We start from the raw sequence: 21,921 nt of genomic DNA on the forward strand, positions 1-21,921 counted from the left end.
GGGGATTTCTCCTGTTAGTGGGCAACCGCAGCAGCGCCGTGTTCATCGATCAACGCACCGTTGTGGAAACGGTCGATGGAGAAAGGTGCAGCCAATGGGTGCATTTCACCCTTGGCCAGACTCGCGGCAAACACGTTGCCCGAGCCGGGTGTAGCCTTGAAGCCACCGGTGCCCCAACCGCAGTTGAAGAACATGTTCGGTACCGGCGTTTTCGAGATGATCGGGCAAGCGTCCGGGGTGGTGTCGACGATGCCGCCCCACTGGCGGTTCATGCGTACCCGCGAGAGCACCGGGAACATCTCGACGATGGCCTGGATGGTGTGTTCGATCACCGGGTACGAACCACGCTGGCCGTAGCCGTTGTAGCCGTCGATACCGGCGCCGATCACCAGGTCGCCCTTGTCGGACTGGCTGATGTAACCGTGTACGGCGTTGGACATGATCACGCTGTCGATAATCGGCTTGATCGGCTCGGAGACCAGCGCTTGCAGCGGGTGGGATTCGATCGGCAGGCGGAAACCGGCAAGCTTGGCCATGTGCCCGGAGTTACCGGCCGTGACCACGCCGACGCGCTTGGCGCCGATGAAACCCTTGTTGGTTTCGACGCCGATGCACACGCCGTTTTCCTTGCGGAAACCGATCACTTCGGTCTGCTGGATCAGGTCCACGCCCAAGGCATCGGCGGCACGGGCAAAGCCCCAGGCCACGGCATCGTGTCGGGCGACGCCGCCGCGACGCTGCACGGTTGCGCCCATGATCGGGTAACGGGTGTTCTTCGAGCAGTCCAGGTACGGAATCTCGTCCGCAACCTGCTTGGCGTCGAGCAGTTCGCCGTCGACGCCGTTGAGGCGGTTGGCGCTGACCCGACGCTCGGAATCACGGATGTCCTGCAGGGTGTGGCACAGGTTGTAGACGCCACGCTGGGAGAACATCACGTTGTAGTTGAGATCCTGCGACAGGCCTTCCCACAATTTCATCGCGTGTTCGTAGAGGTGCGCCGACTCGTCCCACAGGTAGTTGGAACGCACGATGGTGGTGTTGCGCGCGGTGTTACCGCCGCCCAGCCAGCCTTTCTCGACCACGGCGACGTTGGTGATGCCGTGTTCTTTCGCCAGGTAATAGGCGGTCGCCAGGCCGTGCCCGCCGCCGCCGACGATGACCACGTCGTAGACTTTTTTCGGGGTGGGCGTGCGCCACATGCGCTGCCAGTTTTCGTGGTGGCTGAGCGAGTGTTTGAACAGGCCGAAGCCGGAATAGCGTTGCATAGTCATTACTCCAAAACCGACTCAGCGATAAACCGGGAAGTCTGCGCACAGGGCCGAGACCTGCTGGGCGACATTGGCCTCGACATCGGCGTCGCCGAGGTTGTCGAGGATGTCGCAGATCCAGCCGGCGAGGGTTTCGCACTGGCTGACCTTGAAGCCGCGCGTGGTCACCGCCGGGGTGCCGATGCGCAGGCCCGAGGTCACGAACGGCGACTGCGGATCGTTCGGCACGGCATTCTTGTTCACCGTGATGTGGGCACGGCCCAGCGCGGCATCGGCGTCCTTGCCGGTCAGGCCCTGACGGATCAGGCTGACCAGGAACAGATGGTTGTCGGTGCCGCCGGAGACCACATCGTAACCACGCTTGATGAACACGCTGGCCATCGCCTGAGCATTGTCGATCACTTGTTGCTGATAAGCCTTGAAGCCAGGCTCCAGCGCTTCCTTGAAGCACACCGCTTTACCGGCGATGACGTGCATCAGCGGGCCGCCCTGAGCACCGGGGAAAACGGCGGCGTTGAGCTTCTTCTCGATTTCTTCGTTGGACTTGGCCAGGATCAGCCCGCCACGCGGACCGCGCAGGGTTTTGTGCGTAGTGGTGGTGACCACATCGGCGTACGGCAGCGGGTTCGGATACAGGCCAGCAGCGACCAGACCGGCGACGTGAGCCATGTCGACGAACAGCAGCGCACCGACCTTGTCGGCGATCTGACGGAAGCGCGGGAAGTCCAGAGTTTTCGAGTAAGCAGAGAAACCGGCAACGATCATTTTCGGTTTGCACTCGACCGCCAGACGCTCGACTTCGTCGTAGTCGATCAGCCCGGTGTCGGTGTTGATGCCGTACTGCACGGCGTTGTAGAGCTTGCCCGAGGACGACACTTTCGCGCCGTGGGTCAGGTGACCGCCGTGGGCCAGACTCATGCCGAGGATGGTGTCACCCGGCTGGATCAACGCCAGGTACACGGCGCTGTTGGCCGAGGAGCCGGAGTGCGGCTGGACGTTGGCGTAGTCGGCGCCGAACAGTTGCTTGGCGCGTTCGATGGCCAGTGCTTCGACTTTGTCCACATGCTCGCAGCCACCGTAGTAGCGCTTGCCCGGATAGCCTTCGGCGTATTTGTTGGTCAGGCCGCTGCCCTGCGCCTGCATGACGCGCTTGCTGGTGTAGTTCTCCGACGCGATCAGCTCGATGTGATCTTCCTGACGTTGCTCCTCGGCATTCATCGCCGCCAGCAGTGCATCGTCGTAACCCTGGATCTGGTCTTGCTTGCTGAACATCGCGTCTCTCCCAGCGGCATCTGTGCGCCATTCGTCTCGGTAAGGCACTGGCAACGATGGCAGTGCCCTTTGATGCGATGGTATGGCCGGTGCAGACAGCTCAAATGCCTGCGGACGCCACGCAAAGGTGCGTTTACGACATGGCTGGAAATGACCTCTTCGAAACGCCGCAGATCCCCTGTGGGAGCGAGCCTGCTCGCGAAGATGCCGGCACATCCGACATAGAAGTTGGCTGGCAGACCGCTTTCGTCGGAACGCCGCCCGGAGCCGGCTCGCTCCCACAGGGGTCAGGCGATGATTTGGCGGATGGCAAGCAGCAGGAGGAAATGCGCGGGATACAGCGCATACGCCCAGCGCCGCATCGGTGGTGGCTGCAGATGTCGCCCATGTCGCAACAAGAACATTCCGAGCATCGGCGCAAACACACACGTCGCCAGACCAAGCATCGCCACGCTGTTGCCGAATCGCGCCGATTCGAGCAGCACCTGCCATTGGTTCGCCGCCAGACACACCAGCCCCGGCAACAGGCTGAAATACCAAGATCGGCGGAACACCAGCAGCATCGCCAATGGCAACATTACGCCGAAGAAACCGAACATCAGTCGTTCTGAAAAAACCGCCGCAACCACCAGCGCGGCCAGCGCGAGCAACCGTGGCACCGACGCTGAGTCCTGCCAGCCGCGCGCCACCAGCAAGCCCAGCGCCAGCGTCGGCATCACGTTGAATGTGTCAGGGTCGGAGATATAAAAGCGATAAGGGATTTCGCTGATGGCGCTGAACAGCAACAGCCAGCCCAGATAGCGCCATTCCATCTTGCGCGAACCGTCTCGTGCCAGATTCGCCGCCATCGCCAGGCAAAACCATGGAAACGCCAGGCGCCCCGGCACATACAGCCAGTCGGCGGAGAAGCCGACATATCGCAGGTGATCGAGCAACATGCTCAGCAGCGCCAGCCACTTGAGCAGATCCAGGGCACCGTCGCGTTGGCTCAGGTGCATAATCGGCCCATAAACTGGTAATTTTCCCCACCCGACATCGCATGTGCTCCCCGGAAGATCTTCGGTAAAGTGCGCATCCTCATTGACCACGAGCCTTCACAAGAGTCTCGATTACGGAAGCCGGCCATGACCGACAAGAGCCAACAATTCGCCAGCGACAACTATTCCGGGATCTGCCCGGAAGCCTGGGCTGCCATGGAACAGGCCAACCACGGCCACCAGCGCGCTTACGGCGACGATGAATGGACCGCCCGCGCGGCCGATCATTTCCGCAAACTGTTCGAAACCGACTGCGAAGTGTTCTTCGCCTTCAACGGCACCGCCGCCAACTCGCTGGCGCTGTCGTCGCTGTGCCAGAGTTACCACAGCGTGATCTGCTCGGAAACCGCCCACGTCGAAACCGACGAATGCGGCGCTCCGGAATTCTTTTCCAACGGCTCGAAGCTGCTGATCGCCGGCACTGAAAACGGCAAGATCACCCCGCAATCGATCCGTGAGGTCGCGCTAAAGCGTCAGGACATCCACTACCCGAAACCGCGTGTGGTGACCCTGACTCAAGCCACTGAAGTCGGCAGCGTCTACACCCCGGAAGAAGTCCGCGCCATCAGCGCAACCTGCAAGGAACTGGGCCTGCACCTGCATATGGACGGCGCGCGGTTCTCCAACGCCTGCGCATTCCTCGGCTGCTCGCCCGCCGACCTGACCTGGAAAGCCGGCGTCGACGTGCTGTGCTTCGGCGGCACCAAGAACGGCATGGCGGTGGGTGAAGCGATCCTGTTCTTCAACCACAAACTGGCCGAAGACTTCGACTACCGCTGCAAGCAGGCCGGGCAACTGGCGTCGAAGATGCGCTTTTTGTCGGCACCGTGGGTCGGCATTCTGGAAAACGACGCCTGGCTCAAATACGCCCGCCACGCCAACCACTGCGCGCAACTGCTGGCAGAACTGGTCAGCGACATCCCCGGCGTCGAACTGATGTTCCCGGTGCAGGCCAATGGAGTGTTCCTGCAACTGTCCGAGCCGGCCATCGCTGCGTTGACTGCAAAGAACTGGCGTTTCTACACCTTCATCGGCAAGGGCGGCGCACGTTTCATGTGCTCCTGGGACACCGAAGAAGAGCGCGTGCGCGAACTGGCGCGCGATATTCGCGAGGTCATGTCGGCCTGATTCCGCTCCCGGCTTGCATTCCCATGCTCAGCACGGGAATGCAACCCAGAGGCTGCGCGTCGCAGACCTGCATTTTCAGAATCGGACTACACCAAGGCCTACAGAAAGCACAAAAATCCCGCCATAGACTGCCCGCTCCCGATTCAAGGAGCGCACGCGATGGCAATTCCCGGCTACATGACGATCACGGGCAAGACCCAAGGGCTGATTTCGGCAGGCTGCTCAACGCCTGATTCGGTCGGCAACAGATATCAGGCGGCACACACCGATGAAATCATGGTGCTGTCGTACAGCCACAACCTCGCCAACCTCGACAACTCTCACCGAGCCACCCACGCGCCGGTCATTGTCACCAAAGTCGTCGACAAATCTTCACCGCTGCTCGCCCAGGCACTGGCCAACCGTGAAGAGATCGACTGCAAGATCAACTTCTACCGAACCTCCCCTCAGGGTCAGCAGGAAAAATACTTTTCTGTCTCGATCGACGGCGCGGTGCTCACCGAACTGAACCTGGATATGCCCCACGTCATTCTGCACAACGACGCGGAACCTCAGGAGCAGGTCGCCATTCGTTATCGTGGCATCAGCTGGGTGCATCACCTCGCCGGGACCAGCGGCCATGCCTCGTGGGGCGAAGAAGGTTGAGCGATCGGCGCCATGGTCTCAGCGACGTTCGACACGTTGCCGGCAAGCTGCTCTCACAGGCACAGACAGTCGGCTCAAGTCATCTGGCATTCGGCATTGCGCGCGTGCAGTTCAATCAGGAGGTCGCGCGCTTCGCCAAGGGCATTGTCGATGATGTCGCCAGCGGCCGCCTTTCAGCGGACATGGGCCTTGACGCCTTTGCACAGGAACAGCGTCATCTTCTGAACCAATCCAGAGTTCTGGTACGCGGCACCAAAGGTGCCGTTCCTGAAGCGGTGAAAAAACGCCCGTTATCGATGCTCAGGCAGCCTGCCTCGCGCTCCGATCCAGACAGGTTGCTACGCGCGATTCGTCAGCAGAACCTCAGGGTGGCGCGCGTTAATAACAGCAGCACCGCGCGCAGCCCTCAGCCCGTCAACGACTTGAAGTTCTTCCCCAGCGAGCACTGGCCGCAAGATCGTCCGGCCCCATCGGAGCCGGGTTTTTACATCGTGCCGAAAAGCATTGTCGTCGAGAAGCTTGAGGCACAACTGCTCCCCTCCGCCAACCCGAATGTCATCGCCAGATTCAGAAGTTTGAATCCGACCCCGGACATGATTAAAGCCGGTTCGATGATCGTGCTGAGCGACCCTGACAATCAGCAATGCACATACGAGGAAGCATTGCTGATGCAGACCGCGCGTTTCGTCAGTGCGACGCTGGAACCGCTGACCGTGGAAGAAGCGGATTTCATGGCGCAGCACTATGGCGTGATCCAGACCGCACTCGCCTATGAATCAAAAGTGATCGGGGTCGTCACGGCCATGGCAGCCAATCATCTGGATGGCATAAAAAATGTTCTCGCAGATATTGAGAAGTTGCATGTTCAAACGCTGGACGTAAAAGGCCACCGGGTCTCTGAAGAATTCATAAACAAGCGTGACCAATTACTCAAAAAGCTGGACGTCCAACTCAATCGGTTCACCCGGCAGAGTATTGGCATCCCCGATTACCCGAGCCTGAAGACCACTCTAGGCATTGATCATCCCTATCTTGTGCACCACTGGCGAAAAGCCGGCGGCATCGGCCAGAACCCAGGTTATGCCACGCATATTCGGGCAGTCAGCCAAGCATCAAAGTACGTTAAATATGGCGGCTGGATCGGTACAGCGGTGGGTGGTGGCGCCTCCGCCTTAAAGGTGCAGGATGTCTGCATGCACGGAAGCGCGGAGGCATGTGAAAAAGTGAAGTTCACGGAGAGCGGAAGCTTTTTGGGTGGTGTGGGTGGCGGAATGGTTGCCGGCGCGCTCGTAAGCTTGACTGCCTCAACGATTTGCGTAGGCGCTGGCCTCCCGACAGGAGGGCTTGGCACTGTACTTTGCAGTGCGCTACTGGCAGGACTCGGAAATTACGCCGGCGGGACTTTGGGCGAGAAAGGCGGCGAACGGATCGCACAGAAAGTATACGAGGCTGTTAAATGACTCTTCGTACTTCAGAGAAAATATTCTTGTTGATTGGTATTGTAGACTTCGTCGGCATATTTACTTTGATAGGAGTGATGTTGTATGTCGCGAAAACAAAGACCGAAACCATATTGAACCATCTAACAAACAGTTCTATTTCGAGCAGACTGATAATGCTTTGGCACGGAGGTCCTTGGGGCAAAATCTACATGATGGGAGAAGTGTTCGACATCATGCGAAACCCTGAATTTTACATTCACACCGGAAAACTTTGCGCGAAAGACTTCGAAAACTTCCCCAAAAAACTGAAAAAGAACCTGATTATTTTATACAAACTGGTTTTCATTTTTTTTGCAATTATGATGTGCTTGGGAATAAGCTCATCCGTAGATCAAATTAACAATATCGTAAAAGATCCAATTGTGATCACGACACTGGTGAGTCTCACAGGTCTTTTAGTGGTAAATGGAATTTTACTTTATACCGCCAAGAGAAGACTGGAAACGATCCTGAATAGCCTGAAACGCAGTTCAATCACATCGTCTTTGCTCATGTTATGGCAAGCGGGCCTGGGGGGACGTATTTATATGTTGGGTGAGATTTTCGGCATCCTCAAAAAACCCGCACGGTACATTTCCCAAGGCAAAGTCAGCGCAAGAGACGTTAAGAATTTCCCGCCAAAACTCAAACGCGACCTGCTCAAACTGAATAAATACCAGCAAATATTTGGCTTTGCCTTTGTGGGCTTCGGCCTGCTCGCTCTGTTCGGGCTGATTTGAAATTGCACTTTCCCGGTCGATCTCCTCATTTAGGAGATCGACCCAAGTTCATGCCTATTTAAAACTCAATCCGCACATCCCCCTTCGGCACGCTGCAGCACGACAGGATAAATCCTTCCGCCTCGTCATCCTCGGTAATCCCGCCGTTGTGCTCCATCTCCACTTCGCCGCCCAGTTTCATCACTTTGCACGTTCCGCAGATACCCATGCCGCAGGCTTTCGGGATCATCAGGCCGAGTTTGGCGGCTGCTGCGTGGACGGTTTCGCCCGGGCCGACGCGAATGCTTTTGCCGGAGGCGGTGAATTCCACCTGATGCAGATCCGCGGCATCGATTTCCGGCGCGTCGGCGGCTTGTTCGGCCTGTTCCACCGCGTCGGCGCGGGCCTCGGGTGGCGTGGCGCCGAAGGATTCTTCGTGGTAGCGCGACATGTCGTAGCCGGCCGCTTCCAGCAAGCGTTTGACCGCAGTCATGTAAGGCGTCGGGCCGCAGCAGAACACTTCGCGTTCGAGGAAGTCCGGAACCATAAGTTCGAGCATCTTGTGGTTCAGGTAACCGCGATAACCGGCCCATGGCTCACCGAGACCGTGTTTTTCGCAGATCAGGTGCAGGCTGAAGTTGTCGATCCGCGACGCCATGTGCTCAAGCTCGCGGTGGTAAATGATGTCTTTCGGCGACCGCGCGCTGTGCACGAAGGTCATGTCGACATTGGCGTTGGTGTCGTAGAACCAGCGCGCCATCGACATGCACGGGGTAATGCCGACGCCGCCGCTCAAATACAGAACCTTCGGGCTCGGGAAGTCGATCGCGTTGAACAGCCCGACCGGGCCGTGCACCGCCAGTTCTTGCCCCTCATGCAAAGTGTCGTGCAACCAGTTCGAGACCTTGCCACCCGGCACGCGTTTGATCGTCACCGAAAAGCTGTACGGCACCGACGGCGAGCTGGAAATCGTGTACGAACGCATGATCGGCTGGCCTTCGATTTCCAACTCCAGGGTGACGAACTGCCCCGGCTTGAAGAAGAACAGGATCGGCTGGTCGGCCATAAAGCAGAAGGTGCGCACATCCCAGGTTTCCTGGATGACTTTGACGCAACGGACAATGTGTCGGCCATTGGCCCAGGTCTGGGTGGTGACCGGATTCAGGAAGCTGTTGGACATGCTGTTCTCCACGGCCGACTGTCGGCCTCTTGTCGGCGATTCTGCGTATAGCGCAGACCGTGCGTTTACCTATCCGCGACATTGACATACTTATCGCGACCAGCCCTTGAACACCGGGGCTTGCGCGTCGGGAACAGATTGCGCCATGTCGCGCATGGATAAGGTTCCCCCCAGCGCCGGCCCCACACTCGCCCCAACACAAGACGACTTCTTTACACCTTGCGTAGCAACCGTTTTGCAGCACACCTGATCAGCCACTTTCGCCGGCCACGCAGAGGGCCATGAGGATTACATCGATGGACGTCACCGCAAAAATCAGCCTGGGCGATCCGCTGGAACCCGCACGCAAGGCCACCGCACAAATGCTCCAGGAGCGCGAGCGCACCTTTTCCCTGCCGCAACCGTTCTACAGCGACGAGCGCCTGTTCGATATCGACATGCAGGAGATCTTCCAGAAGGAATGGTTGATCGCCGGCATGACCTGCGAGATCCCGGCCAAGGGCAACTACCTGACCCTGCAGGTCGGCAAGAACCCGATCATCGTCATTCGTGGCGCTGAGGGCGTGGTGCACGCGTTCCACAACGTCTGCCGCCACCGTGGCTCGCGCCTGTGCACCAGTGAAAAAGGCAAAGTCGCCAAACTGGTCTGCCATTACCACCAGTGGACTTACGAACTGGACGGTCGCCTGTTGTTCGCCGGCACCGAGATGGGCGCCGACTTCGACATGAAGCAGTACGGCCTCAAACCAGTAAATGTGAAAACCGCTGGCGGTTACATCTTCATCAGCCTGGCGGAGAACCCGCCGGCCATCGATGACTTCCTGTCGACGCTCAACCATTACATGGAACCGTATGACATGGAGAACACCAAGGTGGCGATTACCACCACCTTGATGGAGAAAGCCAACTGGAAACTGGTTCTGGAAAACAACCGCGAGTGCTACCACTGCAACGCGTCGCACCCGGAACTGTTGAAAACCCTGCTGGAGTGGGACGACGTCACCGACCCGCGCGCCGATCAGGCCTTCAAGGATCACGTCGCCGCCTCCGCCGCTGCCTGGGAAGCGGAAAAGATCCCTTACGCCCACGCCAGTTTCGGCTTGCGCAACCGTATCGTGCGCATGCCGCTGCTCAAGGGCACCGTGTCGATGACCCTCGACGGCAAGCAAGGCTGCGCGAAACTGATGGGCCGGATCAAGAACCCGGACCTGGGCTCGATGCGCATCCTGCACCTGCCGCATTCGTGGAACCACTGCATGGGCGATCACATCATCGTCTTCACCGTGTGGCCGATCAGCGCCCAGGAAACCATGGTCACCACCAAGTGGCTGGTGCACAAGGATGCGGTGGAAGGTGTCGATTACGACGTCGAGCGCATGCGCCAGGTGTGGGACGCGACCAACGATCAGGACCGGCGTCTGGCTGAGGAAAACCAGCGCGGGATCAACTCCACCGCTTACCAGCCGGGGCCTTACTCGAAGACCTATGAATTCGGCGTGGTCAACTTCGTCGACTGGTACAGCGAGCGGATGTTGAACAACCTCGGGGCCGAGCCTGCGCCTTACCTCAAAGGTGTACCGGTTCAGGGCTGATCAGGAGCAAAACATCGCAGCCTGCGGCGGCTCCTACAGGTGGAATGCATTCCCCTGTGGGAGCGAGCCTGCTCGCGAAGGCGTCCTTACCTACATCACAAGTCTGATTGATCAATTTCCGATCAACCACCCCCGCCCCCATACCCACCAAGCCCTCCAGCCTTCCGCAAACAAGTTATCCACACACCCGCCCACAGCAAATGGGGGTAACTGTGGATGAGTCAAAAAATATCCTGCTGATTTGCAAAGAAAAATCGTGACTTATTCGGAATCACGGTTTCTGAAAACGATCGATCGTTTTTTGATCAACCTCGTACATACCACGTATTTAAAGGCCTGTAGCGGGTAGCGAACACGTTATCCACAGAAGCGCCAACAGAGATCGGGGACAACTTTGATTCACCTGTGGAAAAACCCCAATGACTGGGGAAAACCCCTCGCGTTGACGGCTCTTGGCGCTAGGAAGGCGCATTTGATCAATAATTGATCAAACCCGTGTAGACCCTGATCCATATGGCCTACAGCGGATAGCGAACATCTTATCCACAGAAGCGCCAACAGAGATTGGGGGCAACTTGTCGAGTTATTAGCGGAAAAAAGCCCGAAAAACCCGTGACTTAGGCTGGTTGTTTTTTGACCGGATGGCTGCAGGGCTTGATTGGCGAGGGATGTAGGGAGGGGCGAACACGTTATCCACAGATCCACCAACAGGGATTGTGGGTAAACCGCTACCCTCACCCCAGCCCTCTCCCGAAGGGAGAGGGAGCCGACCGAGGTGGAATGGAGAAATGTACAGACCTGCGACCTGTGCGGTGACCTTGGCTTGGCCAAACCTGAGCTCACGCTGATCGTTCAGGTCGACGTCAAACCTGAGAGCGCCACCGTAGGTCCCCTCTCCCTCCGGGAGAGGGCTAGGGTGAGGGGCTTTTAGCGCACGACGCCTTCTTCGATCAGCAACTTGAGGATGGCTTCGGCACCCGCCTGCGCGGTTACACCTTTCAAAACCTGCCCCCCACCGCCACTGGCCTTGGCCGTCGCGGCCTTCATCCTGTCGGCACCGCTCTTGGCCTTGATCACCTTCAAGCGCTTGGGTCGTGGCTTGGCCAGTTGCAGCGTGGCGACGGCCAACAATTGGTCCTCCACCACTTCAACGTCATCAGCGGCCAATTCGCCCCGTCGTGCCGGGCCGTACGCGCTCTGCCGAGGCTTCGGTGCGGCGTTATCCACAGTGGCCAGAAACGGCAGCTTCACCTTCAAGCGGCGTCGCTGGCCGCGCGGCAACGCTTGCAGGACCAGCGCCGACCCGTCATTGATCGATTCGACCTGCGCCAGGCCCACTACCAGCGGCCAGCCCAGACCTTCCGCCAGCAGGAACGGCAACATCCCCGAACCTTCGCCGGTTTCCGCCTGACTGCCGGTCAGCACTACTTGCGCCCCGGCATCGCGCAGGTATGCGGTCAGCGCCGGCAAGGCATCGGCGCCGACGGGTTGTTCCAGCACATGCAGCTGTTCCAGGCCCATGCCCAGATAGGCACGCAGTGCCGGTTCGGCAACATCACCGGCGTGCAGCACTTGCAGGTTATCCCCAGCCAGTTGCAGGCCCAGTTCCACCGCGCGCGCATCCTGATCGGCGCGCCGTGGCCGACCCGAAGTAGGGTGAGCACCGATTGAAACCAGACTGATAACGTTCGTGTTCATAGGGTCTCCTTAAGCCGCATCGCGCTTGGCTTCGTTGCGGTAAGCCGCGACCGCTTCGATCAACGCTTGCAGAATCTCTGCGCTTTCGCCGATCACCGAGAGGTCGGCACGCTTGATCATGTCGCAACCCGGATCGAGGTTGATCGCCACCACCTTGTCGCAGGCGCCAATGCCTTGCAGGTGCTGGATCGCGCCGGAGATACCCACAGCGACATAGACCCGCGCGGTGACCCAGGTGCCGGACGCGCCAACCTGGCGATCCCGCGCCATGAAGCCGTCGTCCACTGCAACCCGCGAAGCGCCTTCGGTGGCGCCGAGGGCTGCTGCCGTTTCGTGAAACAGCTGCCAGTCCTTGACCCCGTTGCCGCCGGAGAAAATGAATTCCGCTTCGGCCATCGGAATCGCTGCCGGATCCACCGCCACGGCACCAAGATCTTCGATTCGCGACAAGCTGCGCGCGACGCTTGTGGATAACTCCACTGGCAACGCTTCGTGACGGGTTTCGCTGACCGGCTCCGCGCATTCGGCAGCGGCGAGAATCAACCGCGCCACTGGACGCGCCAGATCTTGCAATCCGGCCCCGGCGCGGCCGATGCACTCCTGATCCTTGACCTGCCAGACCCGCGTGGCCGGGCGCTCGCCCAGTGCCGCAGCAAAGCGCCGGCCGAGTTCGCCGCCACCGCTGCGGCTGTCCGGCAGCAACCAGTGACGCGGATTGAACTGGTTATCCACAGCACGCAAACCCTGCACCCGTTGTTCCGGTGCATAACCGCTGAATTCCTCGCCTTCAAGCACCAGCAGGCGATCGACGCCAGCAGTTTCGAAAGCGCTTTCCTTGTGCTCGCCGAACACCACGGCGAGCACTGCACCATCGGTGCCGGCCAGTTGGTGAGCGAGGCCGAGCAGATCGCGGTCGTGGCTGCTCAGGCGACCGCCGACCATATCCGGCACCACGCTGATGTAGAACGCCGGGGTCGGCACTTGATGCAGCGGCAACTGCACTTCAACAGCAGCCGAACGTTTGACCGCCCCGCCCTGCTGCGCGCCGCTGCGGTCGATCCGCTTGATGCCGTTGGGACCGATAAAACCCATGCCGTGCAGATTCTTGCGGATGACGCCATTGGGCCCCATCCAGCTGTGCTGCGCCGGTTGCATCGCCGCGTGCAGCGGATGCAGGCGGTTACGGGCAATCCATTCGGCGCGCGGGTCGCGGCGGATAATGTCGCTCATCAGTGCACCTCCGCAGGTTCACGTTTGGCCGGGGTGGCAGGCTTGCTTGGCGCGGCGTCCTCGAGCAACGCGTCGGCGACCAGTTCGGCGATGTCCTTGATCAGCGGACGCGGTTCGACCACGCCTTCGAGCATCGCCGTGCATTGTGGACAACCCACCGCCACCAGTTCGGCGCCGGTTTCGCGGATGTCTTCCATGCGCATGTCGGGGATGCGCTGCTTGCCCGGAATGTCAGTGATCGGCGCGCCGCCACCACCGCCGCAGCAGCGTGAGCGGAAGCCAGAACGCTGCATCTCTTTGACTTCAATGCCGAGGGCACGCAGCACTTCGCGCGGCGCTTCGTACTCGCCGTTGTAGCGGCCCAGGTAGCACGGATCGTGATAGGTCACGCTGTTGCCTTTGTGCTGACCGAGGTTGAGCGCGCCGGCCTGAATGATCTCGGCCATGTAGGTGCTGTGGTGCTGCACCAGATAGTTGCCGTCGAAGGCGCCGTACTCGTTTTTCAGCACATGGAAACTGTGCGGATCGCAGGTGACGATGCGGTTGAAGCTGTATTTGGCCAACGTCTGGATGTTGCGTTTGGCCAGCAACTGGAACGTCGCTTCGTCGCCGAGACGCCGGGCCACATCGCCGCTGTCACGTTCTTCGAGGCCGAGCACGGCGAAGTCGATGTTTGCCGCTTTCAGCACTTTGACAAACGCGCGCAGGGTGCGCTGGTTGCGCATGTCGAAGGCTCCGTCGCCGACCCAGAACAGCACGTCGGTGGATTTCTTCTCACTGAGCAGATTGAGGTTCAGATCCGCCGCCCAGTTCATCCGCCCGCCCGGGGCGAAACCGCCAGGGTTGTCGGTTGCAATAAGGTTCTCGAGAACTTCGGCACCCTTGTTCGGCGTCGCGCCTTTTTCCAGGGTCAGATGCCGGCGCATGTCGACGATCGCATCGACGTGCTCGATCATCATCGGGCACTCCTCGACGCAGGCGCGGCAGGTGGTGCACGACCACAGGGTTTCGGCATCGACCAGACCGTTGACGATCGGTTGATGCGGATTGCCGCCATGCTCGCCGATCGGTTTGCCTGGATACGGGCTGCCGGCGAACTTGGCGTCAGTGCCGCCGGCGAGGCCGACGACCATGTCCTGAATCAGTTTTTTCGGGTTCAGCGGCTGGCCGGCGGCGAAGGCCGGGCACGCTGCTTCGCACTTGCCGCACTGCACGCAGGCGTCGAAACCGAGCAACTGGTTCCAGGTGAAATCCTTGGGTTTTTCCACGCCCAGCGGCGCATCGGGATTGTTCAGGTCCAGTGGCTTCAAACCGGTCGAGCGCCCGCCGCCGAAACGTTCCGGGCGACGGTGCCAGGCCAGGTGCAGGGCACCGGCAAAGGCGTGCTTCATCGGCCCGCCCCAGGTCATGCCGAAGAACAGTTCCGACACGCCCCACAGCACGCCAACACCGAGAATGGCGGCGAGCACCCAACCGCCGAAGTTCGCCGGCAGGATCCCGGCCACCGGCAGGGTCACCAGGAAAAACGACGCGGAGAAGGCCAGCAGGCTTTTCGGCAGGCGCATCCACGGGCCTTTCGACAGACGTGCAGGCGGATTGACCCGGCGCATGTACATGAAGATCGCGCCGACAAACATCACCGCCGACATCAGCAGCAAGGCGTAGCCGAGGATGCGGTTGTGCAGGCCAAAACCGTGCACGAGGATCGCCAGCACAATCGACGCCACCGCACCGCCCGCCGTGGCGACGTGGGTGTTGGCAATGTATTTGTCCCGCGCGACGACGTGGTGCAGGTCGACCATGTAGCGCTTGGGCATGGCCAGCAGACCGCCGAGCAGATCGACCTTCGCCGCCCGCCCCCGGCGCCACATGTTCATCCGCCGCAACGCGCCGAGGACAGCAAGGCCCAGGGCTGCGAACAACAGGATTGGAAGAAGGGTGTTCAACATCAGAGTCACCTCTGGCGAGCGGCAAGCTGCAAGCTACAAGCGGCAAGAAAGAGCAGCATGGATCGGCTGTGCTTTTACTTGCAGCTTGCAGCTTGTGGCTTGCAGCTGAGCCGTCAAAAATCCTTACAGAGCCGAAGTGCGTCGTAAATGGCGGCGTGGGTATTACGCTGCGCCACGCAGTCGCCGATGCGGAACAACAAGTAGCCGTCGCCCGCCTCGCTCAGCGAAGGTTGCGGCTGGATCGCGAACAGCGCTTCGACGTCAATCTGGCCCTTGTTGCGCGAGCCGTCCTTGAGGGCGTAGTAGATTTCCTCGTCCGGGCGCACGCCGTTTTCGACGACCACCTGATCGACCACCCGTTCCTCTTTCGCGCCGGTGTATTCGTTCTCCAGCACTGCGATGAGCTTGTCGCCTTCGCGGTAGACCTTCTCCAACATCATGTCGCCGGTCATGATCACTTCTTTCGGGTACATGCTGCGGTAGTAGGTCGGGAACGACGTGCCGCCGATGGCCACGCCCGGTTTGATGTCGTCGGTGACGATCTCGACCTGGCTGCCCTTGTCGGCGAGGAAGTCGGCGACCGACATGCCGGTGAACTCGCAAATGGTGTCGTAGACCAGCACGTTCTTGCCCGGCGCAACCTTGCCGTCGAGCACGTCCCAGCTGCTGACCACCAGCCCTTCGGCGGCGCCCCAGTGTTCGTTCTGCTCAAGATACGGATGACCACCGACCGCAAGCACCACGACATCCGGACGCAGGTCCATGATGGTGTCGGCATCCGCCGCCGTGCCCAGGCGCAGATCGACTTTCAGCCGCGCCAGTTCCAACTGGAACCAGCGGGTGATGCCGGCGATCTGGTCACGCTGCGGTGCTTTCGACGCGGTAGTGATCTGCCCGCCGATAAATTCCTTCTTTTCGAACAGTGTCACGTCGTGGCCCCGTTCGGCAGCAACACGCGCGGCTTCCATCCCGGCCGGGCCGGCACCGACGATCACCACTTTGCGTTTCGGCCCGGTGGATTTCTCGATGATGTGTGGCACGCCCATGTATTCACGGGAGGTCGCGGCGTTCTGGATGCACAGCACGTCCAGGCCCTGATACTGACGGTCGATGCAATAGTTGGCGCCGACGCACTGCTTGATCTGGTCGATCTGGCCCATCTTGATCTTGGCGATCAGGTGCGGGTCGGCGATGTGCGCGCGGGTCATGCCGACCATGTCGACGTAACCGCCTTCAAGGATGCGCGTGGCCTGGTTCGGGTCCTTGATGTTCTGCGCGTGCAACACCGGCACCTTGACCACTTCCTTGATCCCGGCAGCCAGGTACAGGAACGGCTCCGGTGGATAACTCATGTTCGGAATGACGTTGGCCAGGGTGTTGTGCGTATCGCAACCCGAGCCGACCACGCCGATGAAATCGAGCATGCCGGTGTCGTCGTAATACTTGGCGATCTGCTTCATGTCCTCGTGGGACAAGCCGTCCGGGTGGAACTCGTCACCGCACAGGCGCATGCCCACGCAGAAGTCGTCACCGACCTCGGCGCGCACGGCTTTCAGGACTTCCAGGCCGAACTTCATCCGCCCTTCGAAGCTGCCGCCCCATTCATCGGTGCGCTTGTTGACGCGCGGGCTCCAGAACTGGTCGATCATGTGCTGGTGCACGGCCGACAGTTCGACGCCATCGAGGCCACCAGCCTTGGCCCGGCGCGCGGCCTGGGCGTAGTTGCCGATCACTCGCCAGATCTCTTCCGGCTCGATGGTCTTGCAGGTGGCGCGGTGCACCGGTTCACGGATGCCCGAGGGCGACATCAAGGTCGGCCAGTTGAAACCGTCCCAGCGCGAGCGACGGCCCATGTGAGTAATCTGGATCATGATCTTGGCGCCATGCTTGTGCATGGCGTCGGCCAGATTCTGGAAGTGCGGAATGATCCGGTCGGTGGATAGATTGACCGAACTCCACCATTCCTGCGGGCTGTCGATCGCCACGACGGACGAACCGCCGCAGATCGCCAGGCCGATGCCGCCCTTGGCTTTCTCTTCGTAGTATTTGACGTAGCGGTCGGTGGTCATGCCACCGTCAGTCGCGTAGACCTCGGCGTGCGCGGTGCTGAGAACGCGGTTGCGGATGGTCAGTTTGCCGATCTGGATCGGCTGGAACATTGCTTCGAAAGCCATGGCACGGTCCTCGGCTTACAACGGCTTGACGATGAACAAGCCGTCATCGTGGCCCTCTTCGGAGCCTCCGTAGACTTGTTCGGCCACAGTACGGATCTTGCTGCCACGGGCTTCGAGAATCTGGTCCATGGCGCCGGCGAACCAGCCGGTGAACATGTAATCGACCTTGCGCCCGACTTTGCCGTAGACATAGACGAATGCCGAGTGCTCGAGCTTGACGCTGGCGGTGCCCTTGTCGAGGTCGATGTCCTGGATCTTGAACAGGCCCCAGCCGCGCTGCGACAGGCGTTTCATGTAGTGCTCGAACACCGCGACGCCTTCCAGGCCGTGGCATTCGGCTTCCTTTTCACACCAGTGCCAGGCGGATTTGTAGCCGGCCTTGTAGAGGATCTCGGCATAGGCTTCAGCGCCGAGCACTTCCTCGATGCCCATGTGGTTGTTGACGAAAAAGTGACGCGGCACATACAGCATTGGCAGGGCGTCGGAGGTCCAGACACCGGTCTCGCTGTCGACTTCGATTGGCAATTGCGGGGCGATCTTGGCCATGGAAACTTAACTCCAGAAAAATGATGGTTCAGTGTTGGCCGCGGCCCTCACCCCAGCCCTCTCCCGCAGGAGAGGGGGCAGATCGGCGGCGGTCTTGAGAAAGCGTTATTCGCCCCAGACGTTCTTAAGAACGCTTACCCAGTTCTCGCCCATGATCTTGCGCACCACGCGCTCGGAATGGCCGCGCTTGAGCAGGGTTTCGGTGAGGTTGGGGAATTCGCCGACGGTACGGATGCCCAGCGGGTTGATGATCTTGCCGAAACTGGTCAGACGGCGGGCGTAGCCCTTGTCGTGGGTCAGGTATTCGAAAAAGTCCTGGCCGTGACCCTGAGTGAAATCGGTGCCGATGCCGATGGCGTCTTCGCCAACAATGTTCATGGTGTATTCGATCGCTTCGGCGTAATCGTCGATGGTCGAATCGATGCCCTTGGCGAGGAACGGCGCGAACATGGTCACGCCGACGAAACCGCCGTGGTCGGCAATGAACTTAAGCTCTGCATCGGACTTGTTGCGCGGGTGCTCTTTGAGACCCGACGGCAGGCAATGCGAGTAGCAGACCGGTTTTTTCGATTCGAGGATGACTTCTTCGGAAGTCTTGGAACCGACGTGGGACAGGTCGCACATGACGCCGACGCGGTTCATCTCGGCAACAATCTCGCGACCGAAACCCGACAGGCCGCCGTCACGCTCGTAGCAACCGGTGCCGACCAGATTCTGGGTGTTGTAGCACATCTGCACGATACCGACGCCGAGCTGCTTGAACACCTCGACATAACCGATCTGGTCTTCGAAAGCGTGGGCGTTCTGGAAGCCGAAGAGGATGCCGGTCTTGCCCTGCTCCTTGGCCCGACGGATGTCGGCGGTGGTGCGCACCGGCATCACCAGGTCGCTGTTTTCGCGGATCAGTTTCTGGCTGGCAGCAATGTTGTTCACGGTCGCCTGAAAGCCTTCCCACACCGACACAGTGCAGTTGGCCGCCGTCAGACCGCCCTTGCGCATGTCTTCGAACAGCTCGCGGTTCCATTTGGCAATGATCAGACCGTCGATAACGATGCTGTCGGCGTGTAATTCGGCTGGGCTCATCAGGCGTCCCCTTATTGGCGATTCATGCGCCGAATCGTCTGCCGGCGCTTTGGGGCCAGCATATGCCTCGGTGCCGGGGCGACCGGGTGCAAAAACGACAGGGGAATTGCCGAAAGCGTCAATCCGCGACAAAGGGTCGTCGGCCACCCTCCTCGGCTGGCTGTTCAAGCCCGCGCGCTTACGCCAGAATCTGCCGCAGCCTGCACCTACCAACGGATTAGAGCGACCCCAATGAAATCGATCTTCCTCGCCCTGGCACTGATTGCGACCGGCGCCCACGCCGCCGAAGAATCCGAGAACAACCCGTGCGACGCGGTGGAAAACGACATCCAGACCTTGGAATGCTCCGCCTACAGCCGCAGCACCGCCGAAGACTTGCTCAAAGACAACTACGCCAGCCTCAACGAACGCATGCAGACCGCCTACGGCAAGAACCCGACGCAACTGGCCGACATCACCGCCAAACTCAAGACCGCCCAGCAACAATGGTTGAAGACCCGGGATGCGGATTGCGCGGTGGAAGCATTCCCGGCAACGGCGGGGAGCAAGGCGTTCACCATTGCGCAGAATGATTGTGTCGCGCGGATGAGTGATGAACGGTCGGAGTTTTTGGAGTCGATCGGGCAGGAGTGATAGAAGGTCTGGACGGCTGTTGCGGCTTCATCGGCGTAACCTCGTCCTCAACCATCATATTGCGATCGAGCCGACAGGCTGTGCCTTGATGGCCAGTAGCGACGCACACGCGCAACATGCCGACACGCCTTGTTTATTGGTCACTGGAAAAATATAAGCAAAGATTCGCGAATCTTATAAAAGACTTATATTCTTCTATGAACAGCATCCACTGGACTCGCAAAGCTGTTAAGCAGCTTTTGAAATTGCATTCCGTGCACCAAGGGAAGGTTCGCGACGCCGTCACGGCGCTTGCCGACATGCCCGATGTTGACAACGTAAAAGCATTGGTTGGTCGTGACTACGCTTACCGACTGCGTGTCGGCAATTATCGAGTCATGTTCGACTGGGATGGCGCAATCAAAGTGGTCAGTATACAAGAGGTCAAAAAACGTGATGAACGCACCTACTGACATTCAAATAATCAATGACGCCGAGGGTAATCCTGCATTCGTGGTTATCCCCTACGCTCAATATGTCGCACAGAAAATACAGCCCGATCTGATTCCCCATGAGGTAGTAAGTCGAATCGTTGATGGCGCAACACCGATCCGCGCCTGGCGCGAACATCTCAACCTGACTCAGGAAGAAGTGGCGAATCGCATGGGCATCTCGCAACCGGCGTTTGCCCAGCAGGAAACAGTCGCCAAACCCCGCAAGGCCACCCGCGAGAAAATCGCCGCCGCGTTCGGCATCACAGCCAGTCAGCTTGAGCTGTAAGCTGCCCTCTTTATTCCAAGGAATTCCCATGAACATCTGCGGCATTGAAATCAAAGGCAGCGAAGCGATCATCGCCGTGGCGGCGCTCGACGGTTCGACGTTGAGCCACGTCCCTCTCGCCACGAAAAAGATTGCCCTGGATGACGATGACGAGGCGGCAAATGTGCGGCGGTTCGCGGCGCAGGTGGCGTCGTTTGTGCGGGAGAATTCGGTGGACCGGATCGCGATCAAGAAGCGCAGCAAAAAGGGCGAGTTTGCCGGTGGGCCGACGACGTTCAAGATTGAGGGCGTGTTTCAGTTGCTTGATGGCTGTGAGGTGACACTGTTGTCGCCGCAGACGATCAACGCGCAGGCCAAGAAGCACAACTTTGAACTGCCGGGGACGTTGAACAAATATCAGCATGAGGCTTACAAGGCGGCGTGTTCAGCGTTGGTGAAGAAGTAACCAAGAGCAAGATCAAAAGATCGCAGCCTTCGGCAGCTCCTACTTTGGAATGCATTTCCCTGTAGGAGCTGCCGAAGGCTGCGATCTTTTGACTTTCAGACCTGCGCGGTACGCCGGTCTTCCCGGGGGCAGCGGGCGAAACGCGCGCGATAGCTGCGGGTGAAATACGACGGTGATTCAAAGCCGCAGGCAATGCTGACTTCGAGCACGCTCATGTCGGTCTGGCGCAACAGCTGCCGGGCTTTCTCAAGCCTTAACCGCAGATAGAAGTTGCTCGGCGTATCGTTCAGATGCAGCCGAAACAAGCGCTCCAGTTGCCGCCGCGTAACCTTGATCGACTCCGCCAGTTGCAGCGTGGTCAGCGGCGGTTCGCTGTGTTGTTCCATTTCGCCAATCACCTGCACCAGTTTCTTGTTGCTGATGCCGTAGCGCGTCGCGACTTCCATGCGCTGGTGGTCTTTGCGCGGGCGGATGCGCCCGAGCACAAACTGTTCGCTGACCTGAATCGCCAGTTGCGGGCCGTGGGCCTGGGCGATCAGGTCGAGCATCAGATCAATCGACGCCGTGCCACCCGCCGAGGTGATCCGCCGCCGGTCGATCTCGAACAGCTCCTGGGTCACGCTGAGCTGTGGATAAGACTCCTTGAACGCATCGATCGCCTCCCAGTGCAGGGTCAGGCGATGGCCATCGAGCAGGCCCGCTTCGGCGAGGACGAAGCTGCCGGTGTCGATGGCGCCGAGGGTTACGCCTTCGTTGTCCAGCCTGCGCAACCAGTGTTCCAGCGTCGGAGTGATGAACTTCAGCGGTTCGAAGCCGGCCACCACCAGCAAGGTCGCGCCTTTCTTCAGCGGCTCCAGTGCTGCATCGGCGTTGACCGACATGCCGTTGCTCGCCAGTACCGCGCCGCCATCGGCGCTGAGCACATGCCAGCGGTACAACTCGCCGCGAAAGCGGTTGGCCACGCGCAACGGTTCGATCGCGGAAATAAAGCCGATGGCGGAGAACCCCGGCATCAGCAAAAAGTAGAAATCCTGGGACATGAGCGCACTCGGTTGGCGGACGCGTGGCTCGTTGATACGCCG

Annotated in this window: 20 protein-coding genes; 9 read left to right on the forward strand and 11 right to left on the reverse strand. The window is 59.8% G+C overall.

The genetic code is table 11. From position 1 onward, the window contains the following. Positions 1-14 precede the first annotated feature (14 nt). From PspCFBP13508_RS09045 to PspCFBP13508_RS09055, 3 genes are all read right to left on the reverse strand, one after another. Positions 15-1,265, reverse strand: a complete 1,251-nt coding sequence (locus PspCFBP13508_RS09045) for a sarcosine oxidase subunit beta (RefSeq protein ID WP_016772829.1) — start codon at positions 1,263-1,265, stop codon at positions 15-17. A 21-nt stretch (positions 1,266-1,286) separates the two neighbouring features. Beyond that, a complete protein-coding gene (gene glyA / locus PspCFBP13508_RS09050; protein ID WP_024014589.1) occupies positions 1,287-2,540 on the reverse strand; it encodes a serine hydroxymethyltransferase in 1,254 nt (417 codons plus the stop codon). A 287-nt stretch (positions 2,541-2,827) separates the two neighbouring features. After that, positions 2,828-3,538, reverse strand: a complete 711-nt coding sequence (locus PspCFBP13508_RS09055; protein ID WP_137214256.1) for a TraX family protein — start codon at positions 3,536-3,538, stop codon at positions 2,828-2,830. Positions 3,539-3,664: 126 nt separating this feature from the next. Between PspCFBP13508_RS09055 and PspCFBP13508_RS09060 the strand changes: the two genes are divergently transcribed. The 4 genes from PspCFBP13508_RS09060 to PspCFBP13508_RS09075 all read left to right on the forward strand — a co-directional run bounded on the left by PspCFBP13508_RS09060 (position 3,665) and on the right by PspCFBP13508_RS09075 (position 7,571). After that, a complete protein-coding gene (locus tag PspCFBP13508_RS09060) occupies positions 3,665-4,705 on the forward strand; it encodes a low specificity L-threonine aldolase (RefSeq protein WP_016772826.1) in 1,041 nt (346 codons plus the stop codon). Positions 4,706-4,864: 159 nt separating this feature from the next. Further along, positions 4,865-5,350 (forward strand): Hcp family type VI secretion system effector, encoded by a 486-nt coding sequence (locus PspCFBP13508_RS09065; RefSeq protein ID WP_056786550.1) that lies wholly within the window; start codon positions 4,865-4,867, stop codon positions 5,348-5,350. A gap of 104 nt (positions 5,351-5,454) precedes the next feature. Next, positions 5,455-6,810, forward strand: a complete 1,356-nt coding sequence (locus PspCFBP13508_RS09070) for a hypothetical protein (RefSeq protein ID WP_241669506.1) — start codon at positions 5,455-5,457, stop codon at positions 6,808-6,810. Then, a complete protein-coding gene (locus PspCFBP13508_RS09075) occupies positions 6,807-7,571 on the forward strand; it encodes a hypothetical protein (protein WP_137214258.1) in 765 nt (254 codons plus the stop codon). The genes PspCFBP13508_RS09070 and PspCFBP13508_RS09075 overlap by 4 nt, the downstream gene beginning before the upstream one ends. A gap of 58 nt (positions 7,572-7,629) precedes the next feature. Here PspCFBP13508_RS09075 and gbcB read toward each other — a convergent pair whose 3' ends face one another. Next, positions 7,630-8,730: a glycine-betaine demethylase subunit GbcB gene (gene gbcB, locus PspCFBP13508_RS09080; protein WP_016772824.1), complete on the reverse strand. Its 1,101-nt coding sequence runs from the start codon at positions 8,728-8,730 to the stop codon at positions 7,630-7,632. A gap of 296 nt (positions 8,731-9,026) precedes the next feature. Here gbcB and gbcA point away from each other — a divergent pair, with 296 nt between their 5' ends. Then, positions 9,027-10,322 carry a glycine-betaine demethylase subunit GbcA gene (gene gbcA, locus PspCFBP13508_RS09090; protein WP_016772823.1) on the forward strand — a complete coding sequence of 432 codons (1,296 nt, stop codon included), beginning with the start codon at positions 9,027-9,029 and terminating at the stop codon, positions 10,320-10,322. A gap of 927 nt (positions 10,323-11,249) precedes the next feature. Here the strand turns inward: gbcA and PspCFBP13508_RS09095 are convergent. The 6 genes from PspCFBP13508_RS09095 to PspCFBP13508_RS09120 all read right to left on the reverse strand — a co-directional run bounded on the left by PspCFBP13508_RS09095 (position 11,250) and on the right by PspCFBP13508_RS09120 (position 19,002). Beyond that, positions 11,250-12,020, reverse strand: a complete 771-nt coding sequence (locus tag PspCFBP13508_RS09095) for an electron transfer flavoprotein subunit beta (RefSeq protein WP_137214259.1) — start codon at positions 12,018-12,020, stop codon at positions 11,250-11,252. Positions 12,021-12,029: 9 nt separating this feature from the next. Then, the gene (locus tag PspCFBP13508_RS09100; RefSeq protein ID WP_137214260.1) at positions 12,030-13,250 is read right to left on the reverse strand and encodes an electron transfer flavoprotein subunit alpha/FixB family protein; all 1,221 of its coding nucleotides are present in this window, start codon (positions 13,248-13,250) and stop codon (positions 12,030-12,032) included. After that, a complete protein-coding gene (dgcB, locus tag PspCFBP13508_RS09105; protein ID WP_137214261.1) occupies positions 13,250-15,199 on the reverse strand; it encodes a dimethylglycine demethylation protein DgcB in 1,950 nt (649 codons plus the stop codon). Before dgcB ends, PspCFBP13508_RS09100 begins: the two co-directional genes overlap by 1 nt. 113 nt (positions 15,200-15,312) lie before the next feature. Further along, positions 15,313-17,373 carry a dimethylglycine demethylation protein DgcA gene (gene dgcA, locus PspCFBP13508_RS09110; protein WP_137214262.1) on the reverse strand — a complete coding sequence of 687 codons (2,061 nt, stop codon included), beginning with the start codon at positions 17,371-17,373 and terminating at the stop codon, positions 15,313-15,315. A gap of 15 nt (positions 17,374-17,388) precedes the next feature. Further along, positions 17,389-17,919: a 4-vinyl reductase gene (locus PspCFBP13508_RS09115; RefSeq protein ID WP_039757633.1), complete on the reverse strand. Its 531-nt coding sequence runs from the start codon at positions 17,917-17,919 to the stop codon at positions 17,389-17,391. Between the two features lie 105 nt (positions 17,920-18,024). Continuing rightward, positions 18,025-19,002 (reverse strand): dipeptidase, encoded by a 978-nt coding sequence (locus tag PspCFBP13508_RS09120; protein ID WP_024014597.1) that lies wholly within the window; start codon positions 19,000-19,002, stop codon positions 18,025-18,027. Positions 19,003-19,233: 231 nt separating this feature from the next. Between PspCFBP13508_RS09120 and PspCFBP13508_RS09125 the strand changes: the two genes are divergently transcribed. From PspCFBP13508_RS09125 to PspCFBP13508_RS09140, 4 genes are all read left to right on the forward strand, one after another. Then, a complete protein-coding gene (locus PspCFBP13508_RS09125) occupies positions 19,234-19,635 on the forward strand; it encodes a lysozyme inhibitor LprI family protein (protein ID WP_073476459.1) in 402 nt (133 codons plus the stop codon). A gap of 197 nt (positions 19,636-19,832) precedes the next feature. Beyond that, positions 19,833-20,087, forward strand: a complete 255-nt coding sequence (locus PspCFBP13508_RS09130; protein ID WP_137214263.1) for a type II toxin-antitoxin system RelE/ParE family toxin — start codon at positions 19,833-19,835, stop codon at positions 20,085-20,087. Continuing rightward, positions 20,071-20,394 carry a helix-turn-helix transcriptional regulator gene (locus PspCFBP13508_RS09135; protein WP_137214601.1) on the forward strand — a complete coding sequence of 108 codons (324 nt, stop codon included), beginning with the start codon at positions 20,071-20,073 and terminating at the stop codon, positions 20,392-20,394. The genes PspCFBP13508_RS09130 and PspCFBP13508_RS09135 overlap by 17 nt, the downstream gene beginning before the upstream one ends. A 28-nt stretch (positions 20,395-20,422) precedes the next feature. Further along, positions 20,423-20,839, forward strand: coding sequence for a DUF3010 family protein (locus tag PspCFBP13508_RS09140; protein ID WP_016772815.1), 417 nt, complete (start codon positions 20,423-20,425; stop codon positions 20,837-20,839). Positions 20,840-20,934: 95 nt separating this feature from the next. Here PspCFBP13508_RS09140 and PspCFBP13508_RS09145 read toward each other — a convergent pair whose 3' ends face one another. Next, complete coding sequence (locus tag PspCFBP13508_RS09145; protein WP_137214264.1) at positions 20,935-21,879, reverse strand: GlxA family transcriptional regulator; 945 nt, start codon at positions 21,877-21,879, stop codon at positions 20,935-20,937. Between the last annotated feature and the right edge of the window lie 42 nt (positions 21,880-21,921).

Origin of the sequence: Pseudomonas sp. CFBP13508 (genome assembly GCF_005233515.1) — a bacterium.
Lineage (GTDB): Bacteria > Pseudomonadota > Gammaproteobacteria > Pseudomonadales > Pseudomonadaceae > Aquipseudomonas > Aquipseudomonas mercuritolerans.